At 40.5% G+C, this 18,218-nt stretch carries 12 protein-coding genes and 5 pseudogenes; 10 read left to right on the forward strand and 7 right to left on the reverse strand.

What is annotated here, in order from left to right; genetic code table 11:
• Positions 1-2: 2 nt before the first annotated feature.
• From V8V91_RS06695 to V8V91_RS06705, 3 genes are read right to left on the reverse strand one after another with little or no spacing between them, the layout of a single operon-like run.
• Positions 3-881 (reverse strand): IS3 family transposase, encoded by an 879-nt coding sequence (locus tag V8V91_RS06695; RefSeq protein WP_373400634.1) that lies wholly within the window; start codon positions 879-881, stop codon positions 3-5.
• The gene (locus tag V8V91_RS06700) at positions 836-1,354 is read right to left on the reverse strand and encodes a helix-turn-helix domain-containing protein (RefSeq protein ID WP_373399405.1); all 519 of its coding nucleotides are present in this window, start codon (positions 1,352-1,354) and stop codon (positions 836-838) included. Before V8V91_RS06700 ends, V8V91_RS06695 begins: the two co-directional genes overlap by 46 nt.
• Before the next feature lie 55 nt (positions 1,355-1,409).
• Positions 1,410-2,186, reverse strand: a complete 777-nt coding sequence (locus V8V91_RS06705; RefSeq protein ID WP_373399406.1) for a class I SAM-dependent methyltransferase — start codon at positions 2,184-2,186, stop codon at positions 1,410-1,412.
• Positions 2,187-2,247: 61 nt separating this feature from the next.
• Between V8V91_RS06705 and V8V91_RS06710 the strand changes: the two genes are divergently transcribed.
• Both V8V91_RS06710 and rlmB read left to right on the forward strand, forming a co-directional pair.
• A complete protein-coding gene (locus tag V8V91_RS06710; RefSeq protein ID WP_373399407.1) occupies positions 2,248-3,483 on the forward strand; it encodes a GWxTD domain-containing protein in 1,236 nt (411 codons plus the stop codon).
• Positions 3,456-4,234, forward strand: a pseudogene (gene rlmB, locus V8V91_RS06715) (23S rRNA (guanosine(2251)-2'-O)-methyltransferase RlmB). The gene V8V91_RS06710 and the pseudogene rlmB overlap by 28 nt, the downstream one beginning before the upstream one ends.
• On the opposite strand, the gene V8V91_RS06720 reads toward rlmB, so the two are convergent.
• Positions 4,201-5,322, reverse strand: a complete 1,122-nt coding sequence (locus V8V91_RS06720; protein ID WP_373400635.1) for a mannose-1-phosphate guanylyltransferase — start codon at positions 5,320-5,322, stop codon at positions 4,201-4,203. The pseudogene rlmB and the gene V8V91_RS06720 sit on opposite strands and share 34 nt — an antisense overlap.
• 7 nt (positions 5,323-5,329) lie before the next feature.
• Positions 5,330-6,298 (reverse strand): SIS domain-containing protein, encoded by a 969-nt coding sequence (locus V8V91_RS06725; protein WP_373399408.1) that lies wholly within the window; start codon positions 6,296-6,298, stop codon positions 5,330-5,332.
• A gap of 115 nt (positions 6,299-6,413) precedes the next feature.
• Between V8V91_RS06725 and recQ the strand changes: the two are divergent.
• The 5 genes and pseudogenes from recQ to V8V91_RS06750 all read left to right on the forward strand — a co-directional run bounded on the left by recQ (position 6,414) and on the right by V8V91_RS06750 (position 11,910).
• A pseudogene (gene recQ, locus V8V91_RS06730) lies at positions 6,414-8,572 on the forward strand (DNA helicase RecQ).
• A 14-nt stretch (positions 8,573-8,586) separates the two neighbouring features.
• Positions 8,587-9,875, forward strand: a pseudogene (purD, locus tag V8V91_RS06735) (phosphoribosylamine--glycine ligase).
• A gap of 42 nt (positions 9,876-9,917) precedes the next feature.
• Positions 9,918-10,130 (forward strand): hypothetical protein, encoded by a 213-nt coding sequence (locus V8V91_RS06740; RefSeq protein ID WP_373399409.1) that lies wholly within the window; start codon positions 9,918-9,920, stop codon positions 10,128-10,130.
• Positions 10,127-11,293: a stage 0 sporulation family protein gene (locus V8V91_RS06745; RefSeq protein WP_373399410.1), complete on the forward strand. Its 1,167-nt coding sequence runs from the start codon at positions 10,127-10,129 to the stop codon at positions 11,291-11,293. The genes V8V91_RS06740 and V8V91_RS06745 overlap by 4 nt, the downstream gene beginning before the upstream one ends.
• A gap of 161 nt (positions 11,294-11,454) precedes the next feature.
• Positions 11,455-11,910, forward strand: a complete 456-nt coding sequence (locus tag V8V91_RS06750) for a gliding motility lipoprotein GldH (protein WP_373399411.1) — start codon at positions 11,455-11,457, stop codon at positions 11,908-11,910.
• Positions 11,911-11,977: 67 nt separating this feature from the next.
• Here V8V91_RS06750 and pgi read toward each other — a convergent pair.
• A pseudogene (gene pgi, locus V8V91_RS06755) lies at positions 11,978-13,620 on the reverse strand (glucose-6-phosphate isomerase).
• Between the two features lie 154 nt (positions 13,621-13,774).
• On the opposite strand from pgi, the gene V8V91_RS06760 reads away from it, so the two are divergent.
• The 3 genes from V8V91_RS06760 (at position 13,775) to V8V91_RS06770 (ending at position 15,378) form a co-directional block, all read left to right on the forward strand.
• Positions 13,775-14,560, forward strand: coding sequence for an energy transducer TonB (locus V8V91_RS06760; RefSeq protein WP_373399412.1), 786 nt, complete (start codon positions 13,775-13,777; stop codon positions 14,558-14,560).
• 64 nt (positions 14,561-14,624) lie between these two features.
• Positions 14,625-15,161 (forward strand): hypothetical protein, encoded by a 537-nt coding sequence (locus V8V91_RS06765; RefSeq protein ID WP_373399413.1) that lies wholly within the window; start codon positions 14,625-14,627, stop codon positions 15,159-15,161.
• Between the two features lie 64 nt (positions 15,162-15,225).
• Positions 15,226-15,378: a hypothetical protein gene (locus V8V91_RS06770; RefSeq protein ID WP_373399414.1), complete on the forward strand. Its 153-nt coding sequence runs from the start codon at positions 15,226-15,228 to the stop codon at positions 15,376-15,378.
• Between the two features lie 60 nt (positions 15,379-15,438).
• Here V8V91_RS06770 and acnA read toward each other — a convergent pair.
• Positions 15,439-18,211 (reverse strand): annotated as a pseudogene (acnA, locus tag V8V91_RS06775) (aconitate hydratase AcnA).
• Between the last annotated feature and the right edge of the window lie 7 nt (positions 18,212-18,218).

Genomic DNA, 18,218 nt, shown 5'->3' on the forward strand with positions numbered 1-18,218 from the left:
GTTTAAGAATGATTTAAATTTAGTGAAGAAGCTCGGTATTGTACCGGGCTTTTTCTGTTTAGACTTGATTTTATTCTGTGATGGTTATAGTAGTGAATGTATTCGGTGATTTCTTTTTTGAGCTCTTGGATTGATTGATATTTTTTGAGGTAGAACAATTCTGACTTAAGAGTTCCGAAGAAGTTTTCGATAACTGCATTATCCAGGCAGTTTCCTTTTCTGGACATACTGATCCTAATGCCCTTTTCATGGAGCAGGTGTTGGTATTGAGAATTTTGATAGTGCCATCCCTGATCAGAGTGGATCACCAGATCTGAGATTTTTTGTCTTTTCTCCGTTGCATTTTTGACCATATCCAAGTCCGGTTGTAGCGTAGGTCTATCAGCCAGAGTAAAGTAGACAATCTCTCGATTATACAGATCCATCATGGGAGAGAGATAAAGCTTTCTGTCATGGACTTTGAACTCGGTTATATCAGTCACCCACTTTTGTTCAGGGCGGCAAGCTTTAAAATCTCTGTTAAGGAGATTTTCAGCTATTCTGCCTTGCTCTCCTCGGTAGGAGATATATTTTTTAACCCGAATAATACTCTTTAAGCCTAACTCGCGCATCAGGGAGTAGACGGTCTTGTGATTGATCGGATATCCTCTGTTTTGAAGTTCATCCCTGATTCTTCGGTAGCCGTACCGTCCTTTGTTCTGTTTATAAATACTACGGATCTCCTTTTTGATGATCTCATACTTGTCCTTTATTCTGAGTTGTTTGAGATGGTAATAAAAGGTGCTCCGTGCCATCCCAGCATGCTTGAGCAGACTAGTCAATGCATGCTGTTGCCTTAATTCTTGGATGATTTGCGTTTTTCTACTTTCTCTTTTTCGGATTGAATCAAGGCTTGAAGCTTTTTTAGGTAGGCATTTTCAGCTCTCAGATCTGCCAGCTCTTCCAGAAGCTGTTCTTCTCGGGTAAGTGGGCGTTTGGGTTTCCTGGGCATAACAATCGATCTTCCTTTATGTAATGCCCTCAACCCTTCTGGTCCTTGGGAATCGTAGATCCGAACCCAATTCCATAGCGTGGTTACACTAGGAACCTTAAAGCGTAGACAGGCTTGAGGTAAAGATAAAGATTCAGACTTTATTGTTTTAACAACCTTCAATCTAAAGTTTGCCGAATATCTGTTTGAAATAGGCATCAGACCCTCTTCTCCAAACTTTCGGTAAAAGGAAACCCAATGTCCAACTAAGGAATGGTGGATGTTTTCTTTTTTGCCGATACTTTCCAAAGAATGTCTACCCTGAATAACTTCTTGGAATATCCGAAGCTTGAATTCGAAATTGTGTTTTTTGTTTTTCCTCATAAAAATGCCCCCAATAAGTGTCTAACTTTTTGGGGGCACATCAAAGGGCCTCTTTTTATTTTTTATGTAGGATGTAAAACAAATCCAATCCCTGAGCAGGATCTTCTACAATTGGATAATCTTCATGGGTAATATCCATGGCTTTGCTGGATTTTTGTTTATGTAGCTTATTTCTATTGATCCTATTCAATATTTCATAAGGCATGCGAAGTATCGATGCAGGAAGCTTGTGTTGCAAATCAAAAATATCAAATCGCATGATTTTATGGACAGATTCCCGATTGGCCTGATGATATGTCCAGACCTTGTCCGTTCCACCTACTCCTTTCGCCTCCACCTGATCAAAAATTGATTTCGAAAGATCAATTAATTGTTGAGGAGTATATTCCCTGACATGCCAAGGATTTCTTGAAAGCGTGTGGTTAATATTTGGCGTAGAAATAATTGCCTTACCTCCCGGTTTTAAAACCCGGTAAATCTCTTCCAAAAACAACCGATCGTTTTCAATATGTTCGATCACCTGAAAACTTACTACTGTATCAAATGAGTTGTCTTCTATCCCTGCAAATGGGGGGATGACTGCTTGCTTGAAAGAAACATCAGGGAATTTTTGTTGGAGCATATCGATTACTTCCTGGATCTTGTCAATCCCTAAGTAGCCGCTAGCATGGGGCAATAATATTTCCACTCCCCTACCTTCTCCACATCCCACTTCCAGCAATTTGCCAGAAATCCAGGGCTGGGCAGCAATGTATGCTTTCAGCAAACGTTGATGAATAGGACTGTCACTGATTAACTTGTCAGAAGCAATTTCCGTTGTATAGGTAGCCATACAAAATTTTACTATTTTGGCAAAAGTAAGGTTAATTTTTAAAACCCGATAGAATCACCTAATGAAGCTCAAAACAAACATTCTTTTCTCACTTTTTCTATTGGCATTTATGGCCATCCAACCGGCTTTTTCACAGAAGAAGCTAAACAGCCTCAATCAAGCACTTCGGTATTCGAGGTACTCTAGATTAGGACTAAAAATCATTCCTATCAAAGAGAATGAGACCGATTATAAATTGCAGATGGTCGTAGAGAAAATTGAGGAAGATATCGACTTCAATACATTTAGTTTCTCTTACATGATCCTCAACAGTTATGATCAGGAGATCATGGATGATGAGGTGACAATTCTTACAGAAAATGATATCAAGCTAGATACAGAAAGGCATTGGTACTTTGAAAAGACTGTCAGCATTCCGGCAGATCAAGAAGTTGCAGTAGCTTTACTTTCTGTGCTGGATACAAGGCAGGCGGATGAATATTATTACCATATTGACTTGAAAAGTCCTTTTGTTTTTGAGCAGCCTTCCTTTGGGGCCTATTATGCCAATCATGTTCCCTTTGATCAAAATTTCTTAACTAAAGGTCAGTCCCTTCTCTTCAAGTCAGCAGCAGGGCCTAGTCTTCATGAATTTTATTATCCAGCTGTCTTCGATGTTCCTTACCCCCCAATGGAGACGAAACCAGCCACTGTACCCAAAGAACTGGAAGTAATAGATGAAGGAGATTTTCTAACCAATGTACCTGAAAGCTTGGATAATGAAGGGTATTACTTCATTCAAGGTGATACCAGCTCTAGTACTGGATTGTTATTGAAAACCACCCACGAAGCATTCCCTAAAGTGAAAGACTGGGAAGAAATGATTCAAATGGTCACTTATATTTCTACCAGAAAAGAACATGAAACTTTGCTGACTGCGGAAGATAAAAAGAAAGCACTAGATGAATATTGGTATAATTTGACCCGAAACCCGGACATTGCGAAGGACTTAATCCGTGAGTATTTCCGTCAGATCGAGTTTGCAAACATCTTATTTACAGACTTTAAGGAAGGTTGGAAAACAGATCGAGGGATGATCTATGTGGTCATGGGTCCACCGAATGAAGTTAACTTTTATCAGGATAGAGAAGTATGGACTTACTTGGGTATGAATGAGAGTTCAAAAATTCGCTTTACTTTTGTCCGAGTAAAGAATATTCTAAACCCACACTATTACTCGCTGAACCGCTCCAGAGCATATCAGCCTGTTTGGTTTAAAAACATATCCATATGGAGAAGCGGAAAGATGGCTTTCTGATTGATAAAGGAGCAACCGAGAAAGATTTTCTTTTGGGACAAGAGCTGTTATGGAGGCAATCCATGCAGGAAAAGAAATAGATAAAGTCCTGATTCAAAAAGAGTTGAACAATGACTTGATCAAGGAATTACTGAAGCTCTGCAAAGCAGATGGTGTCCCTGTAGTTCGAGTACCAGATGCAAAACTCAATCGGATAACCCGTAAAAATCACCAAGGTGTAGTGGCTTACATCTCTTCCATTGAGTACGCATCATTGGATCATGTCATTGAAAATTGCTTTTCTGCCGGCAAGTCCCCTCTGATATTGATTTTGGATAGAATTACGGATGTAAGGAATTTTGGTGCCATAGCAAGGTCTGCTGAGTGCGCCGGGGTGGATGCCATTGTCATCCCATCCAAAGGAAGTGCACAGATTAATTCTGATGCGGTAAAAACTTCCGCTGGAGCTTTAAATTTCTTACCGGTAGCCAGAGTCAAAAATCTCTTCTATACCTGTAGAGATTTGCAAAAAAGCGGGCTGACTTTAATTGCAATCACTGAAAAAACTGACAAGAGCATGTATGAAGCTGATTTTTCAGCTCCAGTAGCCATGATCATGGGATCGGAAGAAGATGGAATTTCAAATGAACTAATGGGAATAGTTGACGAAAAAGTGAATATCCCAATGCTTGGTAAAATTGAAAGTTTAAATGTTTCAGTTTCTGCCGGGGTAGCCATTTATGAGGCGATGAGGCAACGAACAAACAAATAAGATTCATAGGGAAGGTCAAACAAAGTCCTTCCCTTTCTTTTTGCATTGGCCACAAACTCTCTGAATTTTTTTTCTGCATCCAGCTTACAGATCAGAATGACATTATCTGATTCATTAATCAGGTAATTATCTAACCCCTGGACTACTACCAGTTTATCGCTGCTGACTTTGACATAAGAATTTTCTGTATCATACAAGATGGCATTTCCTTCCACTACATTATTTTTCTTATCCTTTTTCTTTAAATCATGGAGGCTATTCCAAGAACCTAAATCAGACCAACCAAAAGTAGCTGGGATGACATACACCTGGTCAGAATGCTCCATAATCCCATTGTCAATAGATATATTTTTTAACAAAGAGTAGGCTTTGGTGATGAATTCTTGTTCGTTTTCCTTACCAAGAAACTCAACCCCCTCATTAAATACCTCAGACACATCAGGCATATATTTTTCATAGGCCGAGATAATGCTGGAAACCTTCCAAATAAACATCCCAGAATTCCATACAAAATCCCCACTCTCCAAAAAGGTTTTGGCAAGTTTCAAATTAGGCTTTTCGGTAAACGTTTTGACCTTAAAGATTTCTTGACCTTCCTGCTCCAGGTATTGAATGTACCCGTAGCCAGTTTCCGGTCGGTTGGGTTGAATCCCCATAGTGATTAATCTACCCTCTGTCTGAGCCGCATGACATGCTTGATCGATGGCCGCATGAAACTTACTTTCCTGGGTAATTAAATGATCTGCTGGAGCGACTACTAAGGTAGCCTTGGGGTCAATGGCATTAATTTTATAGACAGCATAAGCTATACAGGTGGCTGTATTTCTACGTAGCGGCTCTGTCAGGATCTGGTTATCGCTTATTTCAGGTAACTGCTCCTTGACTAAATCAAAGTACTGTTGATTCGTCACCACATAAAATTTATCTGGACTGGAAATTTCCTGAAACCGATCATAGGTCATTTGGAGCAAGGTCCTGCCGGTACCTAGAATATCTAAAAATTGCTTCGGTCGGTCATTCCGACTGTATGGCCAAAATCTGGAGCCAATGCCCCCTGCCATAATGACGATATATGGTTTTACCTGCATTTTGGGTTTAAACAATTCCTTCTTTCATCAAATCATGAATATGGACAAATCCAGTGATTTTGTCCCCATCCATGGCTACAAGTTGTGTGATATTATGACTTTTCATCTGATTTAATGCACGAATGGCAAATTCATCTTGTGAAATAGTCTTTGGGTTTACCGTCATAATATCGCCTGCTGTTAGCTTTTGGATATCCAGGCTTTTCTCCAACATCCTCCTCAAATCCCCATCGGTAATGATCCCTTTTAAGTTTCCTTCAGAATCTATGACCGCTGTGGCTCCCAATCTTTTTCCTGAGATTTCTACAATTACTTCTGCCAATCCAGCTGCTTCATCCACCATCGGCAATTGCTCTTTGTTCAATAAATCCTTGACTTTAAGATACAACTGTTTTCCAAGAGATCCTCCAGGATGGTATTTGGCAAAATCCTCTGAGGTAAAGCCCCTCGCCTCCAATAAACAAACTGCCAAAGCATCCCCCATGGCCATATGCGTAGTGGTACTGGTGGTGGGCGCTAAATTATGCGGGCAAGCTTCTTCTCCTATGGTTGCATTCAAGACATAATCTGCATGTTCTGCCAAATAACTTTTGACATTACTGACAAGTGCAACCAGTACAGATCCTGATTTTTTTAGAAGAGGAACCAGCACTTTAATCTCAGGAGTATTTCCACTTTTAGAAATGCAAATCACCACATCATCCTCCTGGATCATCCCTAAGTCACCGTGAATAGCATCTGCCGCATGCATAAATAGAGCAGGTGTTCCGGTTGAATTTAAAGTTGCTACAATTTTATTGGCAACAATGGCACTTTTCCCGACACCTGTGATTACCACTCTTCCCGTTGAGTTTAAAATCCTTTCCACACATGCCTCAAAATCACCATCTATATACTCTACTAAATTTAAAACAGCATTCGCCTCATTTTGCAATACCCGAGTGGCTGTATTTCTAATATTTTTAGTTAAATTCAATTTTACCTGCGTTTATGAGTATTTTCGTACAAAGGTATAAAAGTAATTAATCATTCCTGTTTACAGGCTAAGAGCACCCTTTAAAGCACCTGTTTCAAGTGGAAGAAAAAGTAAAATCAGAACTCAAAAAATATTTGGCTTTAGCCAATTCCGTGGGAATCAAGAACCCATCGTCGATAATTTACTAAGCCAAAAAAACACCTTCGTCATCATGCCGACTGGGGCGGGGAAGTCATTGTGTTATCAATTGCCAGCAGTTGTATCTGATGGTACAGCAATAGTCATATCGCCTTTGATTGCATTGATGAAAAATCAGGTAGACCAACTGAATGCCATCGGTATTAATGCCCATTTCCTCAATTCAACGCTGAACAAATCAGAAGCAACAAAGGTGAAAAATGAGGTATTAAGCAAAAAAACCAAGTTGCTTTATGTGGCACCGGAATCTCTCACCAAGGAAGAAAATGTCGCGTTTCTCAAGTCAGCTCATTTGAGTTTTGTGGCGATTGATGAGGCACACTGTATCTCAGAATGGGGACATGATTTTAGGCCTGAATACCGTAAAATAAAATCCATAGTAGCTCAAATAGCCCCTAATCTTCCTATTATCGCTTTGACAGCTACTGCCACTCCAAAAGTGCAGCAAGACATACAACGGAATCTTCAGATGGAAGAAGCTGACTTGTTCAAGTCTTCTTTTAATCGAACCAATTTGTATTACGAGGTTAGGCCCAAATTAAAAAATGAGTCTAAAAAGCAGCTGATTAAATTCATTAAGTCCCATAAAGGGAAGTCCGGTATTATCTATTGCCTGAGTAGAAAAAAGGTAGAAGAGATCGCCCAACTCCTTCAGGTAAATCAAATTAATGCAGCTCCCTATCATGCAGGATTGGAGTCAGCGGTTCGGATTAAAAATCAAGATGATTTTCTAAATGAAGAGTTAGACGTCATCGTGGCCACCATTGCCTTTGGAATGGGGATTGATAAACCGGATGTGCGTTACGTGATCCATTACGATGTACCCAAATCACTGGAAGGGTATTACCAGGAAACCGGAAGAGCAGGTCGGGACGGGCTGGAAGGCCATTGCCTCATGTTTTACAAGTACGAGGACATTGTCAAATTGGACAAGTTCAATAAGGACAAGCCTGTTACCGAACGAGAGAATGCACGGGTTTTACTTCAGGAAATGGCGGCCTACGCCGAAACCGGAGTTTGTAGAAGGAAGTTTATCCTGAATTATTTTGGAGAGACATTCGAAAAGGATTGTGGGTACTGTGACAACTGTAAGAGAGATCGCGAGATTTTTGAGGGGATGACATACATTCAAACCGCATTGGAAGCAGCCCTTCAAACCAATGAACGGTTTGGACTTGAGCATCTGGTGAAAGTAATCATTGGAGAGCCTACCGAATATGTCACCAGCTACAAACACGATCAGCTTCCTGTATTTGGTAAGGGAAAAGAAGTTCCTGAAAAATATTGGACTTCCATCATCCGGCAGGCCATGATTTTTGACTTGTTGGAAAAGGATATTGAATCATTTGGAGTGTTGAAGCTTACCCAAAAGGGTAAAGAATTTATAGATGCACCTTATTCTGTCAACCTGTATAAGGATCATGATTATGCTACAGAAGACTCATCCAGTACGCCTGATGTACAAATTACAGCAGGCATTGCTTATGATGAAAAACTATTTGAGCTCCTCAAAGCGGAGCGAAAAAAGTAGCAAAGTCAAAAGGCTTACCACCTTATGTCATCTTCCAAGACCCTTCTTTGGAAGAAATGGCCACGGTTTACCCAACCACTCGAGAGGAACTTGCCCAAATCAACGGTGTTGGTATGGGAAAAGTCGCTAAATTTGGTGCGTCATTCTTGAGGATTATTTCTACTTATGTAGAAGAAAATGAGATTGAGACTGCTTCAGAGGTGGTAGTGAAGTCGGCAGGATCAAGGTCAAAATTAAAAATTACGATTATCCAACAGATTGATCGTAAAATAGACTTAGATGAAATTGCGGACAACTTGAACATCAGCATGTCTGAACTCCTTCAGGAAATTGAGCAAATTATCTATAGTGGAACAAAATTAAATATCGATTACTACATTGAACACATCATGGATGAGGAACGTGAAGATTTACTCCATGATTATTTCATGAATGCAGAAAGCGATCGGATTAAAGATGCACTGGAAGAACTGGAAGACGAGGATTTCGCAGAAGATGAATTGCGGGTCTATCGAATCAAGTTTATTTCCGAGCATGCTAATTAACGTGAATTGAGTCAATGAATATACTCTTATTAGGCAGCGGAGGCAGAGAACATGCTTTCGCCTGGAAAATTGTACAAAGCCCAAATTGCACTCAACTTTTTGTGGCTCCGGGAAATGCTGGTACTTCAAGCATTGCAAAAAACATCCCACTTTCAATTACTGATTTTGAAGGAATAAAAAATTTTATTCTTGAGCATTCCATTGAGTTGGTCGTTGTAGGCCCAGAAGAGCCTTTGGTAAAAGGGGTGGTGGATTACTTGCAAAACGAGTCCGAGACCGCATCTATCCCCGTAGTTGGTCCATCTCAACTTGGAGCTACCCTCGAGGGAAGTAAGGACTTCTCCAAAAGATTTATGCAGCGCAACCATGTTCCGACTGCAGCTTATGAGACTTTCACCGCAGAGGATATTGAAGCTGGACTTGCTTACCTGGAAACTCAAAACTTGCCTATCGTTTTAAAAGCAGATGGGCTTGCCGCTGGCAAAGGAGTATTGATCTGCCAAACTTTGGAGGAAGCCAAGGAATCCTTCAAGGAAATGCTGATCGATCATAAGTTTGGCGCAGCTTCAGCAAAAGTGGTTGTAGAAGAATTCCTTCAAGGAATCGAGCTTTCGGTATTTGTGGCTACCGATGGAAAGAGTTACAAAATATTACCTGAAGCCAAAGATTATAAGAGAATCGGTGAAGGTGATACGGGTTTGAATACAGGAGGAATGGGTGCTGTAAGCCCTGTGATTTTCGCCGATGAAGCCTACATAAAAAAGTAGAGGAATTGGTAGTGAAACCTACTGTAGATGGTCTAGCTAAAGAAAACATCCCTTACAAAGGGTTTCTATTCATAGGATTGATGAACAACAATGGCCAGCCTTATGTAATAGAATACAATGTAAGAATGGGAGACCCTGAAACAGAGGCTGTATTACCAAGAATCACCAGTGATTTTGTGGACTTATTGGTAGGCATTGGCACGGGAACCTTGGACCGATACCAATTGGAAATTTCTCCTGAATATGCCACAACTGTAGTGATGGTGAGCGGAGGGTATCCTGAATCTTATCAAAAAGGATTTCCGATTAGCTTACCTCAAGAGGCCGGGCATACGATTGTTTTCCATGCCGGAACTTCTACAAACGATAAGAACCAGTTGGTAAACCAAGGCGGTAGAGTGTTGGCAGTTACCGGAATGGGAAAAACTCTAGAATCGGCTTTAACTAACGCTTTTTCCACAGTTGAAAATATTACTTGGGAAAAATCGTATTACAGAAAAGATATCGGTCAAGATATCTTGAAACTGATGAAGTAAACCCAATCTTACCCAGGATCAAGGTCCTGTAAATATATACTTATGAGTGGATGTACTACTTGCTCGACCTCCTCTGGAGGTACCGGTGGCTGCCAAAATAATGGGAGTTGCGGGACGAGTGATTGCAATAAAATGAACTCATTTGACTGGTTAGGTCATATGGGAATTCCAGAGGTGGACACCTTTGATATAGTGGAAGTGAAGTTTAAAGGGGGCGGAAAGATTATTACAGAAACGTCGATTACCTTCCTTTGACAACCGGTGATCCTGTAGTCGTGGATGTACCCAATGGACATCATATTGGTTACGTTTCCCTTCAAGGTGAATTGGTTCGCCTACAGATGCAGAAGCGAAAAATCAAAAATGATGATGAGATTCTTAGAATCTACAGAAAAGCTACTGAAAAAGACCTGGAAAAGTGGGCTGAGGCCAAAAACCGAGAAATCCCTACCTTGTATCGATGCAAGCAAATCGTGGAAGAACTCGGTTTGAAAATGAAAATGTCTGATATCGAATACCAGGCGGATAATTCAAAAGCTACATTTTACTATTCAGCAGACGAACGGGTTGACTTTAGGGAGTTGATAAAAGTTCTGGCTGGTGAATTCCGCATTCGAGTGGAGATGCGCCAGATCAGTCTTCGTCAAGAAGCTGGTAGAATCGGTGGTTTAGGAGTTTGTGGGAGAGAATTATGCTGTTCTACCTGGTTGGTAGATTTCAAAAATGTCAGCACTTCTGCAGCTCGCTACCAAAATTTATCTCTTAATCCAGGCAAGCTAAGCGGGCAGTGTGGGAGATTAAAATGCTGCCTAAATTATGAATTGGACACCTATATGGATGCCATCAAAGACATCCCACAAATTGAGCGTCCACTTCAAACAGAATCCGGCCCTGCAAAACTTCAAAAAACCGACATCTTCAGAAAAATGATGTGGTTTAGCTATAATAACGAAAATGATTGGCATAGCATCAGCTGCGAGCGCGTAGCTGAGATTTTAGAAATCAATGCAAAAGGAATCAAAGTTTTTAACCTTCAGGTAAATGAAGCATCCGATATAGAAGATCTGGCAGCTAAATCTACGAGGGAACTTGAACTTCTGGACAAGAAATTCTCAACAGGGAAAAAGAAGAGAAAATCGAGAAATAAATCCCGAAACAACTCCAATTCTCCTCAACAAACCGCTGATTCCAATAGGAATCAAAAGGCTAATCCAGCTCCTTCTAAGCAAGAGACTGCTCCACAGCAGACGACTCCAAATCAACCTGGGGAACCTAGAAGAAAAAAGACCGAAACAATAGAAACCGGAATAGGAATCAACAGGCCACACCACCGGCTCAAGGAAACAATCCTCCTAAAAGACAAGGCGGAAATAAACCTAATCCCCATCAACCCGGAGAAAAAAACAAAACAAGCCTAGAAACCAGGAAGGGAAGAAACAACATCCAAACCCTAAACAAGGACCTAAGTCTACCCCTAAAGGAGAAGGCAAACCAAACCCCAAACCAGAAGGTAAATCAGGAGGTAAAAGAAAATTTCCACCTAGAAAAAATCAAGGGCCCAATCCAAATTCATCTGGAAATGAATAGAGTTCTTATTTTCCTTATTGCGTTAATGGGATTAGGTATTTCATCCTGTTCCGATGATCGGGTTTTTGAGGAATTCAAAGCTTTACCTACGCAAAACTGGGCAATGGAAGATAGTCTTCATTTTGATTTAAGTACTGTTCAGCTGCAGGGCAATCAAAGTCTTATTGCGTTTCGGTTTAATGAGGAATACGCTTTTTCCAATTGTTATGTAAGGGTACTCAGTCAGGATTCCACAGGAACTATTATTGAAAATAAATTAATCAATGTTCCATTGTTTGATTCGAAAACAGGAGAACCTCTGGGTGATGGGTTTGGAAGCACCTATACCTTTTATGACTCTCTTCCTTTTCAATTACCAAACAACACCAAGAAAGTCACCCTCCTTCAATATATGAGACAAAATCAGCTTCCGGGCATTGAAGCTGTTGGATTAAAAATCCTTAAGTAGCGGAACAAGAAAAAGCCTATTCAGAATCTGAATAGGCTTTTTCATTATCTGCTGATCGTATTCTTATTTATCGCATCTTTTTATAGGCATTGATTAATCCATTGGTGGAGCCATCATGGGAAGTGACCTCTTCATCACCTTTCAACTCAGGAAGGATTCCATTCGCCAATACTTTACCTAGTTCCACACCCCACTGGTCAAAACTAAAGATGTCCCAAATCACCCCTTGAACAAAAATCTTATGTTCGTACATGGCGATCAGTGAGCCTAACGTGTAAGGAGTAATCTTTTTCACCAAAATTGAATTGGTAGGTCGGTTTCCTTCAAAAACCCGATGAGGTGCAATCTTTTCAATTTGCTCATCAGACTTTCCTGCTGCTTTCATTTCTTTTTTCACTTCCTCCAGTGACTTCCCTTTTGCCAGAGCCTCTGTTTGAGCAAAGAAATTGGAAAGTAATTTTTGGTGATGATCCCCAATAGGATTATGGGAAATGGCAGGTGCAATAAAGTCACAAGGAATCAAATGGGTTCCTTGGTGGATCAATTGATAAAATGCGTGTTGACCATTGGTACCCGGCTCTCCCCAGATAATTGGTCCGGTAGTGTAAGCTACCTTGTTTCCATTTCTGCTGACGTATTTTCCGTTACTTTCCATATTTCCTTGCTGGAAATAGGCAGCGAATCGATGCATATACTGATCGTAGGGTAGAATGGCCTCCGAAGTAGCCCCCAAGAAGTTGGTATTCCAAATACCAATCAATGCCAACACAATAGGAATATTTCTATCAAACATGGAATGACGGAAATGTTCATCCATGGCATGAGCTCCATGTAGCAATTGCTCAAAATTTTCAAATCCAATCGTACAAGCAATCGGCAAACCAATAGCGGACCATAACGAATACCTGCCTCCTACCCAATCCCAAAATGAGAACATATTGGCAGGGTCAATTCCAAATGCTTCAACTGCTTTGGCATTGGTAGACAAAGCCACGAAATGCTTGGCAATAGCCGCCTCATCTTTTGCATATCCTACAAACCAATCCCTGGCAGAATGTGCATTGGTCATGGTTTCCTGTGTCGTAAAAGTCTTGGAAGCTATAAAGAAAAGCGTGGTTTCCGGATCTACTTTTTCAGGGTTTCTGCAATATGTGTCCCATCTACATTGGAGACAAAATAGCAGTCAATGTCAGGATTCTGATAGGGTTTCAAAGCCTCCGTTACCATGACAGGACCCAGATCTGACCCCCCTATCCCAATATTTACCAAGGATTTGATGGGCTTTCCAGTATAGCCTAACCATTGTTTATTTTGAATTTTGTCCGCAAAGACTTTCATCTGGTCCAAAACCTTTTGGACCTCGATCATCACATCTTCCCCATCTAAATAAACAGCCCGATCTGAGGGGTTCCTCAAAGCTGTATGCAATACTGCTCTTCCTTCAGTCTCATTGATGGCTTTGCCGGTAAACATGTCCTCGATGGCTAGATGAAGCTCTGTCTCGCGGGCTAAATCACAAAGTGCCTTCAGAATATCCTCGTTCACCTTATTTTTAGAATAATCAACTAGAATATCGTCGAGTTGAAGGCTGTATCGCTCGAATCTTTCGTGCTCTTCTAATAGGGAGGTAATTTTTAGGTCTTTATGCTCTTCGGCAAGGTCTAATAATCTTTTCCAAGCAGGTGTTGTGGTAGGATTGATAGATTTCATGGCTAGGTTAATTATAGGTATGGGCAACAAAATTAAGACTTATCTTGTAGGATAAAAGCCTTTTCTTTCTTGAAAACAAGTTTGTATTCTCCTTCCCGAAAAGGAAGATTTTGCCTTTTGTTACTCCAATGAAAAATAAATAGATTGAGACAGAATGAAGCTCAAATTAAAAAATTCTTACAATACCAATCTATTTGCATGCTGTCTATGCTTGGTATTAGTAGGAAAGGCATTTGAGGCACAAAGCCAGGACTTTGAAATCACTCCTCTAAATCAACATTTTTTTAAAACTGCCTCTTTCTATGATCCTACTACTGTATATTCTCAATTACAAAATATCAATGAAGACGGATCCACGTTCACCCAAATAAGTGATACCCAAAACAGAGTGATCAAAACCTTTGAGACTGATATCAACCCTAAAACCGGGGCAATTGAGGAAGTAGTAAAAGTATTTGATCAGCATGGCCAGTTAATTCTTAGAAGTGAGGAAAATAAGCAGAATGGTGAAAAGCTCTACTTCTATTATCAAGACGGAGTTCAGGTGGCCCATGTGGCCCATTACGGCAACAATGATTTTGAAATTTGGAGAAAATCAGGCGCAAATAGGTATTCTTCCAACAAGAATGATTTTGAACCTTCCCTATTCCCAAATGATAAAGACTGGAAAAAATTTGTACTGAAAGAAAAAAGGTTTTTGCCAGAAGCCCAATCTCAAGGCCTAGAGGGTACCGTTATCCTTGCATTTTTAATAGACAAGAATGGTCAACGACTGAAAACTGAAGTTGCCAATCTTCATGACCTATCTCCTATTTTAACATCAGAAGCTCTTCGAATAGGAGAATTGTTTGTAGGAAACTACAATCCTGCCATCGACTATAAAGGGGAAACCGTTGAAGCTTGGCTCTATTTACCGATAGGGTTTTATTATTATAAATAGAAAAATTTCATATTTCTCCACAGTTCGCTATCTTCAAACAAAGAATTAGTTATTACCCCTGGAAATGCCTAAGTATTGTCTCATTTTTTTGATCACGTTTTTTAGTTTTCAGTCTCTCTTAGCTCAGGCACAAGAAAGAGTCATCCTCAAGCTGAATAAATACCTAATACCCATACAAAATGATACTCCTGAAGCTCATGTATTTAATCAAGTGATCAGTGAAAAAGATGACATGATAATAACTAAAACCTATGATCTTCAAAATCGATTGGTTAGTCAAAAGAAAGAAAAATTCAATGAGGAATTAGGCTACCAGGAAGCCATCACTTCTACCTATGATAGTCTTCAAAATATAGTTTCTTCAGAAATTAAAAATCTAGATAATGGCAGTTTTGTAAAAGTATTTTTGGAGGGGGAACAGGTGGTCTCAAAACTGACCTATTTAGAAGATAAAGCCTATTATTTCTACAGAGGAGATATGGATTCTGCTTGGATCACAAGGGAATTTAATCCTATGCTTCCCAAACCAAAAATTGACAAGAAAGATTTTCAAAAGGCTCTGGCAAAGGAGCTTCATTATCCCCCGAAGCACGAAACCTGAGGGAAACGGGTATGGCTCTAGTGGGAATTGAAGTAGATGAAAACGGTCAATTGATTCACCTGTATTGGGCCAATCCGGAGAAGTACATCCATCCTTAATCAAAGAGGCAATCAGAGTCATGGAAAAAATTCATCTCGATTTTGAACCAGCCATTGATTATCAAGGTAACCCAACCAAGGCCTACTTTACCATCCCCATCCGCTTTGCCATGAGTTAAAAGTAAAAACCCGCCATCAATGACGGGTTTTGAAGTATTATAAAACAACGAAATAGGAACCTAGTCCTTTAAGAAATCTCTTAATACATAATTCAGGATTCCTCCGTGTTGGTAATAAGCAATCTCTACCTCAGAATCAATCGGGATTTTACATGAAACTCCTTTTTATTTCCATCTTGATCCACTGCTTTCACCCTAAAGCGTTGGCCAGGTTTCAATCCGTCCGAAATACCTTCAATACTAAAGGTTTCAAAACCTGTTAAGCCTAAACTTTCGGCACGCTCTCCTGAAATAAACTGTAGAGGCAGGACTCCCATTCCCACCAGATTGCTTCGGTGAATACGCTCATAGCTTTCTGCAATCACAGCTTTAATGCCCAATAAATTGGTTCCTTTGGCAGCCCAATCCCTGGAAGATCCTGAACCATATTCTTTTCCGGCCAAGACAATCAAGGGTGTCCCATCGGCTTGGTATTTTTGGGAGGCATCAAAAACTGTCATCTCCTCATCATCAGGAATGTAGTTGGTAAAGCCTCCCTCTTGGGTAGAGAGTTGGTTTTTGATCCGTACATTGGCGAAAGTACCTCGAACCATCACCTCATCATTTCCTCTTCTTGAACCATAGGAATTGAAATCAGGTCGCTGCACCCCTCTTCCATTCAAATACTTCCCGGCCGGAGTATCAGGCTTAAATGAACCTGCTGGAGAAATATGGTCTGTGGTTATAGAGTCTCCAAGTTTTAATAAAACTCTTGCATCTTCGATATCCTTTGGACTTTCCAAGTCCATTGAAATCCCTTTGAAAAAGGGAGCTTCTTTGATATAGGTACTGGAATCATCCCATGGGTATATGGACCCTTCCCCAGAATTCAATTTTTTCCAAATATCATTTCCTTCGAATATCTCCCCATAATTTTTCTCGTAATCATCGGGTGTCAACACTTTTCTGGAAATTTCATCTATTTCTGCGGTGGTTGGCCAAATGTCTTTGAGATAAACCGGTTCTTGGTTGGGATCATACCCTAGAGGTTCATTGTACAAATCCACATCTACTCTCCCCGCCAAGGCATATACAACCACCAACATGGGAGACATGAGGTAATTCATTTTCACTTGGGGATGGACCCTAGCTTCAAAATTCCGATTTCCTGAAAGTACGGAAGCTACGACCAAATCATTATCCTCCACTGCTTTGGCAATATGGTTAGGTAAGGGCCCTGAATTTCCGATACAGGAAGTACAACCATACCCAACAGTATGGAATTTGAGGGCTTCTAATTCTTCCAATAAACCTGCTTTGCTTAAGTAATCTGTCACGACTTTCGAACCTGGAGCCAAGGAGGTTTTTACCCAGGGCTTCACATCCAATCCCCTCTCCAATGCCTTTTTGGCTACTAAACCTGCCCCCAGCATCACTGCCGGATTGGAAGTATTGGTACAAGAAGTGATGGCAGCGATGACGATAGATCCATCATAAAGGGTGAATTTTTCATAATTTAAATCAATGGTTACCGATTTCAACCCGTTTTTTACTTCTGTTTTAAACGCGACATCCTGGGGGAATTTTTTGCCTCTTTTGAGGATTGTCCACCACCCTCAGCAAGCATTCTTCCTTCCTCTCTTTTATCGATTGGAATGTATTGTCTACCATGTACGGAATGTAATAACTCTTCGAATTTTGGTTTAAAGTTTCGAACCAAAATTTTATCCTGAGGCCTTTTGGGTCCAGATACGGTTGCCTCTACCGTTCCTAAATCCAATTCTACAACTGAGGAATACTGGATCAAATCCTCCTCTTTCCTCCATAATAAATTCGCTTTGCAATAGTCTTCTACCAATTTAATCTGGCTATTGCTTCTATTGGTCTTGGCCATGTAATCAAGAGTCCTGTCATCTATTGGGAAATAGGAAACTGTACATCCAAATTCCGGAGACATATTGGAAATGGTCGCCCGATCCGGCACCGTCAAATGATCCAACCCTGGTCCAAATACCTCCACAAACTTACCCACCACTCCATGTTTTCTGAGCAATTCGGTAATGGTCAAAACCATGTCTGTCGCAGTAGTTCCCGCAGGTAGCTTACCGGTCAATTTCAAACCAACTACCTCTGGCATGATAAAGAAAATGGGTTGACCTAAAAGGGCTGCTTCTGCCTCAATTCCGCCGACGCCCCATCCTACGACCCCAATTCCGTTGACCATTGGGGTATGTGAATCGGTACCTACCAAGGTGTCTGGAAAAACCTTCCCATCACGCATAATCACTCCCTGAGCCAAGTATTCTAGGTTTACCTGATGACAAATCCCCATTCCTGGAGGTACTACAGAAAAATTATCAAAGGATTTTTGTGCCCATTTCAAAAACTGATACCGTTCGGCGTTCCGCTCATATTCTACTTCCACATTTCGTTGGTAACTGTAATTGGTTCCAAAATAATCCACCTGAACCGAATGATCTATCACCAAATCTACAGGGATCAATGGGTTGATTCTTTCTGGATCTTTTCCTTTACGCTGGGCCTCCGATCTCAGGGAAGCTATGTCTACTACCGCTGGAACCCCTGTAAAATCCTGCATTAAAACTCTTGCAGGTTTAAAAGGAATGTCTGCTTCTGATGCTTCTGGTTTCCAGTTTAAAATAGTATCTAAGTGCTCTTTGGTAATAGAAAAGGCATCATAGTTTCGAAGGGCATTTTCCAATAAAATCCGAATGGAGAATGGTAACTTCTTAACCTCATGCCCAGCTTGATGGAGCTTATCCAAACTCCAATAATCAAAAGTACCGGAATCAGTTGTTAAACTTGATTTAATTTGAAATGGATCTTGGTTCATGATAAAA

Origin of the sequence: Algoriphagus halophilus (genome assembly GCF_041729275.1) — a bacterium.
In the GTDB taxonomy this organism is placed as follows: domain Bacteria; phylum Bacteroidota; class Bacteroidia; order Cytophagales; family Cyclobacteriaceae; genus Algoriphagus; species Algoriphagus halophilus_A.